Below are 13723 nucleotides of genomic sequence, written 5' to 3' on the forward strand. Positions count from 1 at the left end.
CCCCTCACGCCCTAAAGTTCGCGCCGAACGTCCATGCTGGAAACGATCCATCCGGCTCAAGTACTGACGACGAGACAGCAAGGCCAAGGGCAGCGCCCCATGGCCTTTTTGCTTTCGGCGACATGCCTTGGGAAGTAGGCGAACCAAAGTGGGGATACGGAGGACGTTCATTTGCACCCATTGATCAATTTAGTTTGCCAGTAGGAGTTCCCAGCATGTCGATCAACGTCGAAGACTATTTCGCGCGCGCCACTTTTGACAAAATGAAGGCGTTCGCCGACAAGCAAGAAACCCCGTTCGTGGTGATCGACACCGCGATGATCAGCCAGGCCTACGATGACCTGCGCGCCGGTTTCGAATTCGCCAAGGTGTATTACGCGGTCAAGGCCAACCCGGCCGTCGAGATCATTGACCTGCTCAAGGACAAGGGCTCGAGCTTCGACATCGCCTCGATCTACGAGCTGGACAAGGTCATGGACCGTGGCGTCAGCGCCGACCGTATCAGCTACGGCAACACCATCAAGAAATCCAAGGACATCCGCTATTTCTACGAGAAAGGCGTGCGTCTGTTCTCCACCGACTCCGAAGCCGACCTGCGCAACATCGCCAAGGCCGCGCCGGGCTCGAAAATCTATGTGCGGATCCTGACCGAAGGCTCGACCACGGCTGACTGGCCCCTGTCGCGCAAATTCGGCTGCCAGACCGACATGGCCATGGACCTGCTGATCCTGGCCCGTGACCTGGGCCTGGTGCCTTACGGCATCTCGTTCCACGTGGGTTCGCAACAGCGTGATATCAGCGTCTGGGACGCGGCGATCGCCAAGGTCAAAGTGATCTTCGAGCGCCTGAAGGAAGAAGACGGCATCCACCTCAAGCTGATCAACATGGGCGGTGGCTTCCCGGCCAACTACATCACCCGCACCAACAGCCTGGAAACCTACGCTGAAGAAATCATCCGTTTCCTCAAGGAAGACTTCGGTGACGAACTGCCGGAAATCATCCTCGAGCCAGGCCGTTCGTTGATCGCCAACGCCGGGATCCTGGTCAGTGAAGTGGTATTGGTGGCGCGTAAATCCCGTACCGCCGTCGAGCGCTGGGTGTACACGGATGTGGGCAAGTTCTCCGGCCTGATCGAAACCATGGACGAAGCCATCAAGTTCCCGATCTGGACCGAGAAGAAAGGCGAGATGGAAGAAGTGGTCATCGCCGGCCCGACCTGTGACAGCGCCGACATCATGTACGAGAACTACAAGTACGGCCTGCCCCTGAACCTGGCCATCGGCGATCGCCTGTACTGGCTGTCCACCGGCGCCTACACCACCAGCTACAGCGCGGTGGAATTCAATGGCTTCCCGCCGCTGAAATCGTTTTATGTTTAAGAGCAGTAGCAAGCTGTAAGCGACAAGCTGCAAGAGAGGAGCCCATGCATCGACATGGGCTTTTTTTCGCCTGTCGCTTTTGCCGACGCCTGATCTTCAGCGCCTAACCAGGCCAGCGCAGCCTCGTGCCTCGGCAGCGGCTACGGGCTTAGCTGGGCGGCGCGCTGTTGGTACTCGGTGGCCAGGGCGCGGATTTGCGGATGGGTGGCGCTGAGCAGGGCGCGGTGGGCGACGCTGAGGAATTTCAGGTTGCCACCCGCCAGGGCCTGGCGCAGCCAATGCAGGGCATCGTCGATACGACCGGCGTCGGCCAGCACCGCCGCGTAGCTGAACTGCCCGCGAAAATCGCCGCCCTCGGCCGAGCGGCGGTACCAGTCTCGGGCCAGTGCCGGGTCGGCCGGGCAGACAATCCCCTCTTCCAGGTACCGTCCCAGCAGGTTCATGGATTTGGCATGCCCCAACGCCGCGGCCCGGCGATAACAAGCCAAGGCCTGCGCCTGGTCCTGCGGCACGCCGCGCCCGGTGGCCAGCAGGTTGGCGTAGTTGTACAAGCCCCAATCCAGCCCGGCATCGGCCGCCTGGCGATAATGGCCGGCAGCCGCCAACAGGTCGGCAGTACAGCCCCAGCCATGCTCCGCGCAACGCCCGAGCATATTGCGCGCCATCAGGTGCCCACGCCGGGCCGCGATTTCAAACCAGCGTACGGCAAGCGCCTGATCCTGCTCGATGCCCAAGCCGTCGAGCAGGATCTGCCCGAGCAACGCCTGGGCGTCGAGCACTTCGGCCTTGGCCGCGATCAGCACTGCCTGGGCCGCGCGGGCCGGGCTGTGGTCGAGCATGGCGCGCAGTTGCTCGCCGTCGAGGACTTCCTCGCGCCGCAGTTGATAACTCACGGCCTACACCTCGACCCAGCGCCGCAACAGGTTGTGATACGTGCCGGTCAGGCGAATCAGCGACGGATGATCAGGCACGTCCCCGGTCAGCGCCTGGATCGCCCCGTCCATCTCGAACAGCAGCGCACGCTGACTGTCTTCACGCACCAGACTCTGGGTCCAGAAGAATGAGGCATAGCGGGCACCCCGGGTCACCGGGTTGACCTTGTGCAGGCTGGTGCCGGGGTACAGCACCATATCACCGGCCGGCAGCTTCACCTGCTGGGTGCCAAAGGTGTCCTGGATCACCAGTTCACCGCCGTCGTAATCCTCGGGGTCGCTGAAAAACAGGGTCGACGACAGGTCGGTGCGCACCCGCTCGGGGCTGCCCTTGGGCTGGCGCACCGCGTTGTCGATATGAAAATCGAAACTGCCACCGGCGCTGTAGCAGTTGAGCAGCGGCGGGAACACCTTGTGCGGCAGCGCCGCCGACATGAATAGCGGGTTGCTCCACAGCCGCTCGAGCATCGCCGCACCGATCTCCTTGGCCAGGGGGTGGCCTTCGGGCAGTTGCAGGTTGTGCTTGGCCTTGGCCGACTGGTAACCGGCGGTGATCTTGCCGTCGGCCCAATCGGCCTGCTCCAGGGCCTGGCGAATGCGCAGCACTTCTTCGCGAGTGAACAAGCCGGGAATGTGCAGCAACATGGCGAGGTACCTGAAGGTCGAGGATCAGCGATGATATTGATTCTTATTGACGCTGTAAAACCGGCATGACGGATGAGTTCGTAAAAACCGTAAAGGGAAATTGTAAAGAATGTAAATTTAGTGCGAATGGAAACATTTCGCAATTGATACAGATACTTGTTTCTCCTATATTCCGCGGCCTCAAATCCTTGGGGAGGGGAATAAAATGTCACGCCAACTACCACTTTCTGCTGTCAGTTCACCGCGTCTGCTTGCCTCTGCAATTGGCGTGGCGCTCAGCGCCGGCTCTGCGGCCCACCTGGCCCAGGCGGCTGAAGACACCAATAAGAAAACCTCGGGCAATGCCATTTCCCTGGACGCCACCGCCATCACCGGCGAAGCCCAGGAGCCCACCTCCTACCAGGTCGAGAAAGCGTCCTCGCCCAAGTACACCGCGCCGCTGATCGACACCCCGCGCTCGATCACTGTTATCCCCCAGCAGGTTCTCAAGGACACCGGCGCCCTCTCCATGCAGGATGCGCTGCGCACCGTGCCCGGCATCACCTTCGGAGCCGGCGAAGGTGGCAACCCACAAGGTGACCGTCCGTTTATCCGCGGCTTCGACGCCCAGGGCGACACCTACCTGGACGGCGTGCGCGATACCGGTTCCCAGAGCCGCGAAATCTTCGCCGTGGAGTCGATTGAAGTCAGCAAAGGCCCGAACTCGGCCATCGGCGGACGTGGCGCCGCGGGCGGCAGCATCAACCTGGTGAGCAAGAAAGCCCACCTGGGCAACAGCTTCGACGGCGGATTCACCTGGGGCTCGGACCAGACCCAGCGCTACACCCTTGACGGCAACTACCAGTTCAGCGACAGCGCCGCCGGGCGCCTGAACCTGATGAGCCACGAAAGCAACGTCGCCGGGCGCGACAAGGTCAACTACGACCGCTGGGGCATCGCCCCGTCTCTGGCCTTTGGCCTGGGCACCGATACCCGGGTCAACCTCGACTACTACCACCTGCAAAGCGACGACCTGCCGGACTCGGGTATCCCGTACACCATTCCGGCCGGGGGCGGCAACGCGCGGACCAAAAGCAACCCGGACAAACCCTACGCCGGGGGCGACAGCAGCAACTTCTACGGCCTGACCGATCGTGACTTCCGCAAGAGCCGGGTCGACACCGCGACCTTCGCCATCGAACACGACCTGAGCGACGCCCTGACCATCAAGAACACCCTGCGTCACGGCACCAGCATGCAGGACTACATCCTCACCCAGCCCGACGACAGCCAGCGCAACGTCAACAACGGCAGCGTATGGCGCCGGGCCAACACCCGGGTGAGCAACACCGCCACCACCACCAACCAGACCGATCTGTTCGGTGACTTCTATGTGGCTGGGTTCAAGAACAGCTTCGCCACCGGCATCGAGTTCAGCCACGAGGAAAGCAAAAAATCCTCGTACAACGTCGACACCGAAACCACCCCGTTGGTCGCCGGCAACCCCAGTGTCTGCACCCCGGGCAGCATCGGACTGCCCAGCAACTACAACTGCACCTCGCTGAGCAACCCGAACCCGGATGACCCGTGGAATGGCGCGATCTCGCGCAACTACGCCGGCACCGACACCTCCAGCAACACCCGCGCGCTGTATGTGTTCGACACCCTGGAACTGTCGCCGCAGTGGCTGGTGAACATGGGCCTGCGCTACGACCACTTCGACACTCAATACCGCACCTACGACAACGCCGGTGCCACCGTGGTCAACAACGGCGTGCCGGCCAAAGGCAAGGACACCAGCGAGTTCATCACCGGCCAGTTCGGCCTGGTATGGAAGCCCACCGAGCACGGCAGCATCTATGCCTCCTACGCCACCTCGGCCACCCCGCCGGGCGCGACCCTGGGCGAAGGTCAGGAAGGCAACCCGCTGGGCGGCACCACCGACCGCAGCCGTAACGTGCTCAGCAGCGACATGGAGCCGGAAACCACCAAGAACTACGAGCTGGGCACCAAGTGGGACCTGCTCAATGATCGCCTGTCGTTGACCGCCGCCATCTTCCGCACCGAGAAGGAAAACGCCCGAGTCCAGGTCAACACCACGTCCTACGAGAACGTCGGCACCACCCGGGTCGACGGACTGGAACTGTCGGCCAGCGGCAAGCTCACCGACAAATGGCAGGTGTTCGCCGGCTACAGCTACCTGGACGGCAAACAAATCGACGGCGGCCCACTGGGCAAGGCCAACGATGGCAACCAACTGCCCAACACGCCGAAAAACAGCGCCAGCCTGTGGACCACCTACAGCCTGACGCCAAAACTGACCGTCGGCGGTGGTGCGTTCTATGTCGACGACGTCTTCGGCAGCGTGGCCAACACCACCATGGTCGATTCCTACGTGCGCTACGACGCCATGGCCGCCTACAAGCTGACCAAGAACGTCGACCTGCAACTCAACGTGCAAAACCTGACCAACGAAACCTATTACGACAAAGCGTTCAGCACCCACTTCGCCAACCAGGCGGCGGGGCGCACCGCGCTGCTCAGCACCAACGTTCACTTCTGATGTAGGCGCTGCCGCAGGCTGCACCAGGGGCGTGAGTTCACTCAGGTTCCCTGGCCTGCAGACTCGGCCAAAGGCAAAAACCCCACACATGGCAATGTGTGGGGTTTTTGTGTGTAAAAAAGAATGCTTCTCGACAACTCACGGCATAATGCGCGCCGTGTTTCTTACTTTTGAGCAACAAGGCAGGTCGATGTGTTGAAGAAAACCCTGTTCCAGCTGCACTGGTTCTTCGGTATCAGCGCGGGTCTGGTTCTGGCCCTGATGGGCATCACTGGCGCAAGCATGTCGTTTCAGGATGAAATCCTGCGGCTCATGAACCCCTCGGTGCTGCAGGTCGAGAAACGCCCTGCCGGCGTGCTGCCACCGGCAGAGCTGGTGGCCAAGGTCGAGGCTGCCGAAGGCAAGACCGTGTCCATGCTCTGGGTCGAGACCGACAGCGGCAATGCCGCGCGGGTGTTCTTCACCCCGCCACCGGGTGAACGCCGTGGCCAGATGCGCTACTTCGACCCCTACACCGGCGAGCTCCTGGGCGACGCCGTGGGCCAGGACTTCTTCGGCCTGATGATGCAACTGCACCGGTTCCTGGCCATGGGCGATACCGGCCGGCAAATCACCGGTGCCTGCACCCTGATCCTGATTTTCTTCTGCCTGTCCGGCCTGTACCTGCGCTGGCCACGCCAAGTCGGCAACTGGCGCGCCTGGCTGACCCTGGACTGGGCCAAGAAAGGCCGGGGCTTCAACTGGGACCTGCACGCCGTGGCCGGCACCTGGTGCCTGGCGGTGTACCTGCTGGCGGCGCTGACCGGTTTGTCCTGGTCCTACGAGTGGTACAGCAACGGCCTGAACAAACTGCTCTCCGACACCCCCCACAGCGAGCGCAAGCGCGGCGGCCGTGGCGCGCCGCCGCCCAAGGGCGAAGCCCCGGTGGCCGACTACAACGCCCTCTGGAGCAGCCTCTACAGCAATGCCGGCAAAGACCTCAACGCCTACAACATCCGCATGCCGCCAGTGGCCGGGCAACCCGCCACGGTCTACTACCTGCTCAAGACCTCGCCCCACGAGCGCGCGCTGAACCAGTTGCAGATCGACCCGGCCACCGGCGCGGTCAGCCTGCACGAGCGCTACGCCGACAAGAGCTTTAAAGCGCAACTGCTGACCAGCATCTACGCCCTGCACGTCGGCAGCTATTTCGGCCTGGCCGGGCGCATCATCCTCGCCGTGGCCTCGGTGCTGATGCCGTTGTTCTTTATTACCGGCTGGCTGCTGTACCTGGACCGCCGACGTAAAAAACGCCAGATCAAGGAGGCCCGCAAAGGCCTGGCCAGCAGCAGCGACGACAGCGCTGCGTGGCTGATCGGTTTTGCCAGCCAGAGCGGCTTTGCCGAACAACTGGCCTGGCAGACGGCCGGGCAATTGCAGGCCGCCGGGCTGCCGGTGAACGTCCAGCCCCTGGCCAGCATCAGCGAACACGACCTGCAAGGTGCGAGCAATGCCCTGTTCGTGGTCAGCACCTTTGGCGACGGCGAAGCGCCGGACAGCGCTCGCGGTTTCGAACGCAAGGTACTGGGCCGCACGTTGTCGCTGGACCACCTGAACTACGCGGTGCTGGGCCTGGGCGACCGCCAGTATCAACACTTCTGCGGCTTCGCCCGGCGCCTGCACGGCTGGCTGATGGAGCACGGCGGCAGCACCCTGTTTGCCCCGATCGAAGTCGACAGCGGCGACAGCTATGCCCTGCGCCACTGGCAGCAACAACTCGGGCAACTGACCGGGCAAGCGCCGGTGGACCTGTGGCAGGCCCCGGCCTTCGACAACTGGACCCTGACCCGGCGCGAGCTGCTCAACCTTGAAAGCCGTGGCTCCGGCGTCTACTTACTGGGGCTGACGGCGCCCAGTGCCAGCAGTTGGCTGGCGGGCGACTTGGTGGAAGTGATGCCACGCAACAGCCCCTGGGCCGTGGAATTCTTCCTGAGCGGCCTCGGCCTGGATGGCGAGAGCACCGTACAAATCGACGGCCTTCAGGAAACCCTGTCCCAGGCCCTGGCCAACCGCCAACTGACGGAAAACCGCAGCCACCTGGTGGGCCTGCACGCCCAGGCCCTGGTGGATGCCCTGGTGCCGGTGACCCTGCGCGAATACTCCATCGCCTCGATCGCCAGCGACGGCGTGCTCGAACTGCTGGTGCGCCAGGAACGCCACCCCGACGGCAGCCTGGGCCTGGGCTCCGGCTGGCTCACCGAACACGCAGCCGTGGGGTCGGCCATCAGCCTGCGCGTGCGGCGCAACAGCGGCTTCCACCTGCCGGCCGAACCCTGCCCGTTGATCCTGCTGGGCAACGGCACCGGCCTCGCCGGCTTGCGCAGCCTGCTCAAGGCACGAATCGCCGACGGCCAGCAACGCAACTGGCTGCTCTTCGGCGAGCGCAATGCCGAACACGACTTCTACTGCAAGGACGAACTCCAGGAGTGGCTGACCGGTGGCGACCTGGCGCGCCTCGACCTGGCCTTCTCCCGCGACCAGGCACAAAAGATCTACGTCCAGGACCGCCTGCGCGAAGCCGCGCCGGAACTGAAAAAATGGCTGGCCGACGGCGCCGCGATCTACATCTGCGGCAGCTTGCAGGGCATGGCTTCGGGGGTGGATCAGGTGCTCAACGAGGTACTGGGCGCAGATCACGTCGAACGCCTGATTGAGCAAGGACGCTATCGCCGCGACGTTTACTGAGGCGTCAGGCCCTTCGCCCGCCAGATCGGCGCAAGGCGCAAGGGCCTCTTCGCCGGCAAGCCGGCTCCTACGGGACGGGGCGTTGGCGGGGATGGTTACACCGGTTGCAGGTTGTGCTCGTACACCGCCACGCCATCCAGGTCCCGCAGGATCACCTTCAGCTCTGCCGTTTGCCCATCGATCTGCACTTCGCCAAAGAACTGGAAGCCGGCAAAGGGCGAAGTGTTCTGCGCTGGCGGCGCCTTCTGAAACACCACTTCGGGACCGAAGGTCTTGTCCAGCACATTGGGCCCGAAACTCCCGGCATTCAGCGGGCCGGCGACAAACTCCCAGAATGGCTCGAAGTCCTGAAATGCCGCGCGATCCGGGTGGTAATGGTGGGCCGCGCAGTAATGCACGTCCGCCGTCAACCACACATGGTTGCGGACCTGATGCTTGCGCAGATGCGCCAGCAATTCGGCGATCTCCAGCTCACGCCCCTGGGCCGGTCCCGGGTCGCCGTTGGCAACGGCCTCCCAGCGCGCCACCCCGGGGCTGACCTCACCATCGGGCACGCCGAGGCCAATGGGCATGTCCGCCGCCACCACTTTCCACTGGGCCGAAGAATCCTTGAGTTCGCGCTTCAGCCAATCCAGCTGTTCACGGCCAAGGAAGGGTTTCTCGCCACGGAAGTTGTCATCGTTGGCGCCGCGATAACTGCGCATGTCCAGCACGAACACATCCAGCAACGGCCCATAGCTGAGCTTGCGGTAAATCCGCCCGCCGCCATCGGCGCTCTGCCGACGCATCGGCGAATACTCCAGCCATGCCTGGCGCGCGCGGCCCACCAGGGTCTGGATGTCCTTGGTCACGTAACGTTCGTCCAACTGCTTGCTCGGCGACCAGTTGTTGACCACCTCATGGTCGTCCCACTGCCAGATCTGCGGCACCTCGGCGTTGAAGCGGCGCAGGTTCTCGTCCATCAGGTTGTAGCGGTAGTTGCCCCGGTACTCGTCCAGGGTTTCAGCCACCTTGCTCTTGGCCTCGGTGGTGATATTGCGCCAGATGCGCCCGTCTTCCACGGTCAACTGCGCCGGCACCGGGCCGTCGGCGTAGATGGTGTCGCCGCTGTGGATAAAAAAGTCCGGCAAGCGCAGGCGCATCGCTTCATAGATGCGCATGCCACCGATGTCCGGGTTGATGCCAAAGCCCTGGCCCACCGTGTCGCCGCTCCAGACAAAACGGATATCCCGGCGTTGCGCCGGCGCACTGCGCAAGTGGCCGAACCAGGGTTCACTGGCCACGCCGGACTGGGCGTCCTCGAAAGTCACCCGATAAAAAATCGCCTGGTTGGCCGGCAGCCCAGCCAACTCCACCCGCGCCGTGAAGTCCGTCCGCGCATCGGCCAGGGGCGAGATGAAACGCCGAGGGTTGCTGAACATGCTTCGCGTGTCCCACTCCACCACCATCCGCGCCGGACGATCGCTGCGACTCCAGATCATCGCCCGATCCCCCAGCAGATCCCCGGACTGCACCCCGTCGGTGAGCTGCGGCCGATCCTTGACCGAGGCAATCACCGCCGGCGCCAGGCTCGGCAGCAACAACCCCGCCCCGGCGATTTGCATGATCCGACGACGGCCGAGGTTGAACTCGCTCATGGTGATTCCCTGACAATGGTCAAAAGGCAACCTTAGTCAGCGAGGATGAAGGGGGTGTGACAAGGACATACGGCCGCAATGCAGGGTGGCAGCTCGACGCGGACTAGCAGAACCGGCCTCAAGCAACCGGCGCATCCGCAGATGCTCCGCGCCGAGCCGCCCTGACCATCCGAAGCTAAACAACTGCAGCCTCTACTAAATTTAACTATTCAAGCGTCGCCTGGGATACTCCACACTTAAACTTGTTCATCAATCATTTGAGTTGAACAGTGGAAAACCAACTATCAAGCTAAACAACATGGCCACCAAAGCACCAAGCCCCCCGTCACAACTTCCCTCAACTCTGGAACAACATCCTTGAACGAACCCAGCTGCATAGAAAAAAAGAACCCAAATACACAGAGCATGACAAGCCCAGCAATGACCCGCATAGAAACATCATGGCAATGCTCAATAAATTCCTGCTTCGCAGAAAAATTATAAGAGGACCCCCAAATAGCAAGTATGGTAAACAGCCAAACGAAATAGAAAAAAACAGAAGAAAAGCCGCCTGACTTAGATCGGAAAAATTGAATACTAACAAGAACAATACCTAGGGTAGCAAAGGCGCGATAGCAGAGCCCAACCACATCCGTCGATTAAACATAGTTACCTCACCTGCCCCCCTCTAGTTCCCTCCCAAAGTGCTAAACCACATCGCATTCGACTTCTAATTAACACCCATCTGTTTTTCTGGCAACTCTGATCCATCCTGATATACGCGCACAGAAAACCCTTCATCAATTTTTAGATTGAAAACTATTCGATGGGAACATTCGCAGGCTGCAAAAGCTCCTTTTTCCACGGCAATAGTTCTATATTTAAATACTATTCCTTTATTTTTAATCTCATACTCTGGCGCCTGTGCCGAAAAAGCACAGTTCATAGTAGAGTTCACCCTCACTACCTGCCTGCCCGCCCTCCACTCAGAAGCAAAATAACTTTGACCTGACTCATCACCAGCACATTGATAATCCATAAACTCAAAGTCCGACTTTCCATCAGCATAAGTCAAGCCCGACAGGAACATACCAAAAACTATTCCGGCACTTAGAATTTTTTGAGAAATCATTATTTTTCTCCATCATTATTTTCTGCACCATTAAACCTTACAAACTGACCTTTAGGGCTAAAACTAAATCGACCCTCCCTAATAAAATACTCCCCCCCCATGACAATCAAGCGTCCACTTGGAGCAATGACAGGGACCCCGAGTATCTTAGATAATTGAGCCGCGAATGAGTTTTGTCCAGCCCCAGTGTCACAAGCCCACAGAGTAATAGGCATTCCAGGGCTCCAAAGCCCGCTTCCTCTAATACGATTAGAAAGAGCACCTGGAGGAAGAGAAGTACGATTATCTCGACCGTTAGAGTCGTCCTTAATAGATTCGCTATTTCCATGCCCCCAGACATCTAAATTCCCACTCTGGCTGGGGATTTTATTGGCTGCGTCGTTACTAACATGGTCATTTGGATCAAATAAAATCATCTTCTCAAGACCAAGAAGATCGAAAAAAATCACCGGATTTCCATCCGCATACCCGTAAGTATTTAACCCGCCCCATAGCCCAATCGGATCACTCTGCACATAACGTCCCAGGTTCGCATCGTAGTCTCGATAGTAATTGTAATTCAGCTGCGTTTGCGCATCGTAGAGTTGGCCAGGAAAGCGCAGTGGGATATGGGTAGCGGTACCGCTGCCGGCAACGTCCTCGTTGGGCAATGCTGCACCGTAGGCGTCGCTGATCCAGCTCCAGACAATACCCTGATGAGTACTGGCCAACCGCGGGGTGTTCAGGTGATCTGGGTGCAGGTACACCAGTTGGAAGCCGCTCGGTGCCCCTTGGCTGTAATTCAGCTCGAGCTGAGCCAACGGCATACCGTCCAGCCAAATCCAAAAGCGCGTGACGAGGTGCTTACCGCTTGAATCGTAATCGGCTTGACCGATCACCTCACCCTCAGGGCCGTACAAGTAAGTACTACCGCCAACCAACGCACTACTGACCGGGTCGTAGGTCAATTTAAGCGTCCGTTGCCCCAGGTGGTTGTAAGTGAAGACCGCTAAAGGCTGCGCACCGGCTTGGTATACGGCTCTCATTCGACCGCTATCGTCATATGTGTACCGCAGGCCAGTGGTGTGCTGTTGCAAGTTCCCTGCGGCGTCGTAAGGCAACGTCAATCCCTCGAGTGTCACCAGGCGATTGCTGTCCGTTGCCACGATGGCCGTCTGGGTTTCGGTGACAGTGCCGGAGGCTAGATCGGTGGTGGTGCGCTGCGTTCGGTTGCCGACGGCATCAAGGGCATAGTCCTTTCGTGTGTTCGCACTCTCCTCACGGGTCAGCCGGTTCAAGGCATCGTACTGGTACTGCACAGCGCCCCAAAGGTTGCTCTGTTGACTGGTGATGTTTCCAACCAGATCAAAGCCGAATTGGTGTTGCCAGTTACCGATGGTTTGAGCAGTTAGTTGGTAATCCTGGTCGTAGGTTCGACTAAGGGTTTGACCATTGCCCCAGGTCAATTGCTTGAGAGGGCCAAACGGGACATAGGCGATGTTGCTGGCTACCGGGAAGCTCTGACCGTTAAGGGTGAATGAAACGGCAGTGAGCTGGCCTGCGTTGTTACGGGCGTAGTTTACCGAGACATTATCGGGGTAACCCTGTTGGGTCACTCGGCCGGCGGCATCGTAGCTGGAAGTTGTGCTGGCGTTGATATTCAGGCCGGCCAGTTTCAAAACTCGATTCTGGGCGATCCGCTGACCGCGATCATCGTAGAGGTAGGTCACACTTCCGCTGGGGTCCTGGATGCTGGTCAGTCGACCGATGCCCCGATTTCCACCATCGGTTTGGTCATAGGTGTAGAGCACATCCAGAGTCGGGGTCGCCGGGTAATGTTGGGCGATCAAGCGGTTGAGTGCGTCGAACTGGTAGGTGGTCACGATCCCACGCGGATCGATTCTTTGCGTGACGTTGCCAGCGGCGTCATAGGTGAAGCTCGAGGTACCGCCGTCAGGGCTTTTGATCTGCAGCACATAGCCTTCAGCGTCGTAAACATACTTCGTCGTGACACTGCGTGGATCGACCAGTTGGGTGATCTGGTTATCGGTGTTGTAGGTTAGTGCAGTGATGCCGCCCAAGGGGTCTGTCACTTGGGCCACGCGACCCAGTGCATCGAATGCCTGGTTAGTGGCGTTGCTACGCGCATCGGTTTGCCGGGTTAGTTGGTCATTGAGGTCGTAGGCATAATGGGTAACTTGACCGCCTGCACCAACTTGGGTGAGTAAGCGACCCAGCTCATCGTAGGTGCGTTGTTGCTGACGGGTCAGGGTACCGCTCGCATCTTTGACCTGAACCGAGGTCCGGTTACCCATGGCATCGAGGGTGTAATTCTGGGTCTCGCCCAGGGTGTTGGTCACCGCAATTAGCCGTCGCGCATCGTCATAGGTGTAGGCCAAGAAACTCCCATCGGGCGCGGTAATCTGAGTCAGATCGCCAACGGCGTTGTAAGCGTAATGCGTCGTGGCGCCGGCAATGCTGCTGGATGCCAGCCAGCCCTGCGGTGTATAGCCCAGCACGGTAACTACCCCGTTGGGGTCAGTCAGCGACTGCGCATGCCCTTGGCTATCGAAATTGGCCAACGTTACAACTTGACCTAATGCGTTAGTGATTTTGCTCAGATTGCCTTGGGCGTCATAGGTGTAGCTATTAACCCGGCAATCAAATACACCAAATCATGCTGCGTAGGCGATACGTGGATGCCGGAAATAAGAACGGATTCTTTGAGGGCGTAATTGCAATCGTCTCATGACCGAGCGAACACGCCTTTCCAG

General features: G+C 60.0%; 8 protein-coding genes. 3 read left to right on the forward strand and 5 right to left on the reverse strand.

The features are described 5' to 3' along the window. Window positions 1-215 precede the first annotated feature (215 nt). Window positions 216-1379, forward strand: coding sequence for a type III PLP-dependent enzyme (locus tag AC19YX_RS21410; protein WP_020297087.1), 1164 nt, complete (start codon window positions 216-218; stop codon window positions 1377-1379). Window positions 1380-1519: 140 nt separating this feature from the next. On the opposite strand, the gene AC19YX_RS21415 is transcribed toward AC19YX_RS21410, so the two are convergent. Both AC19YX_RS21415 and AC19YX_RS21420 read right to left on the reverse strand, forming a co-directional pair. Beyond that, entirely contained in the window at window positions 1520-2272 is a 753-nt protein-coding gene (locus AC19YX_RS21415; protein ID WP_500606936.1) for a tetratricopeptide repeat protein, read from the reverse strand. Window positions 2273-2275: 3 nt separating this feature from the next. Further along, on the reverse strand, window positions 2276-2956 hold the full coding sequence (locus AC19YX_RS21420; RefSeq protein WP_500606937.1) for a Fe2+-dependent dioxygenase: 681 nt from the start codon (window positions 2954-2956) through the stop codon (window positions 2276-2278). A gap of 205 nt (window positions 2957-3161) precedes the next feature. On the opposite strand from AC19YX_RS21420, the gene AC19YX_RS21425 reads away from it, so the two are divergent. Both AC19YX_RS21425 and AC19YX_RS21430 read left to right on the forward strand, forming a co-directional pair. Further along, the gene (locus AC19YX_RS21425; RefSeq protein WP_078469802.1) at window positions 3162-5498 is read left to right on the forward strand and encodes a TonB-dependent receptor; all 2337 of its coding nucleotides are present in this window, start codon (window positions 3162-3164) and stop codon (window positions 5496-5498) included. Between the two features lie 192 nt (window positions 5499-5690). Next, window positions 5691-8222 (forward strand): PepSY domain-containing protein, encoded by a 2532-nt coding sequence (locus AC19YX_RS21430; RefSeq protein WP_500606938.1) that lies wholly within the window; start codon window positions 5691-5693, stop codon window positions 8220-8222. A gap of 95 nt (window positions 8223-8317) precedes the next feature. Here the strand turns inward: AC19YX_RS21430 and AC19YX_RS21435 are convergent, their stop codons facing one another. The 3 genes from AC19YX_RS21435 to AC19YX_RS21445 form a co-directional block, all read right to left on the reverse strand. Beyond that, a complete protein-coding gene (locus tag AC19YX_RS21435) occupies window positions 8318-9859 on the reverse strand; it encodes an alkaline phosphatase D family protein (protein WP_500606939.1) in 1542 nt (513 codons plus the stop codon). Window positions 9860-10568: 709 nt separating this feature from the next. Then, window positions 10569-10970 (reverse strand): hypothetical protein, encoded by a 402-nt coding sequence (locus tag AC19YX_RS21440; RefSeq protein ID WP_500606940.1) that lies wholly within the window; start codon window positions 10968-10970, stop codon window positions 10569-10571. After that, window positions 10970-13468 carry a DUF8616 domain-containing protein gene (locus AC19YX_RS21445; RefSeq protein WP_500606941.1) on the reverse strand — a complete coding sequence of 833 codons (2499 nt, stop codon included), beginning with the start codon at window positions 13466-13468 and terminating at the stop codon, window positions 10970-10972. Before AC19YX_RS21445 ends, AC19YX_RS21440 begins: the two co-directional genes overlap by 1 nt. Window positions 13469-13723 lie beyond the last annotated feature (255 nt).

The sequence above is a fragment of the Pseudomonas sp. MF09150 genome, assembly GCF_059862355.1.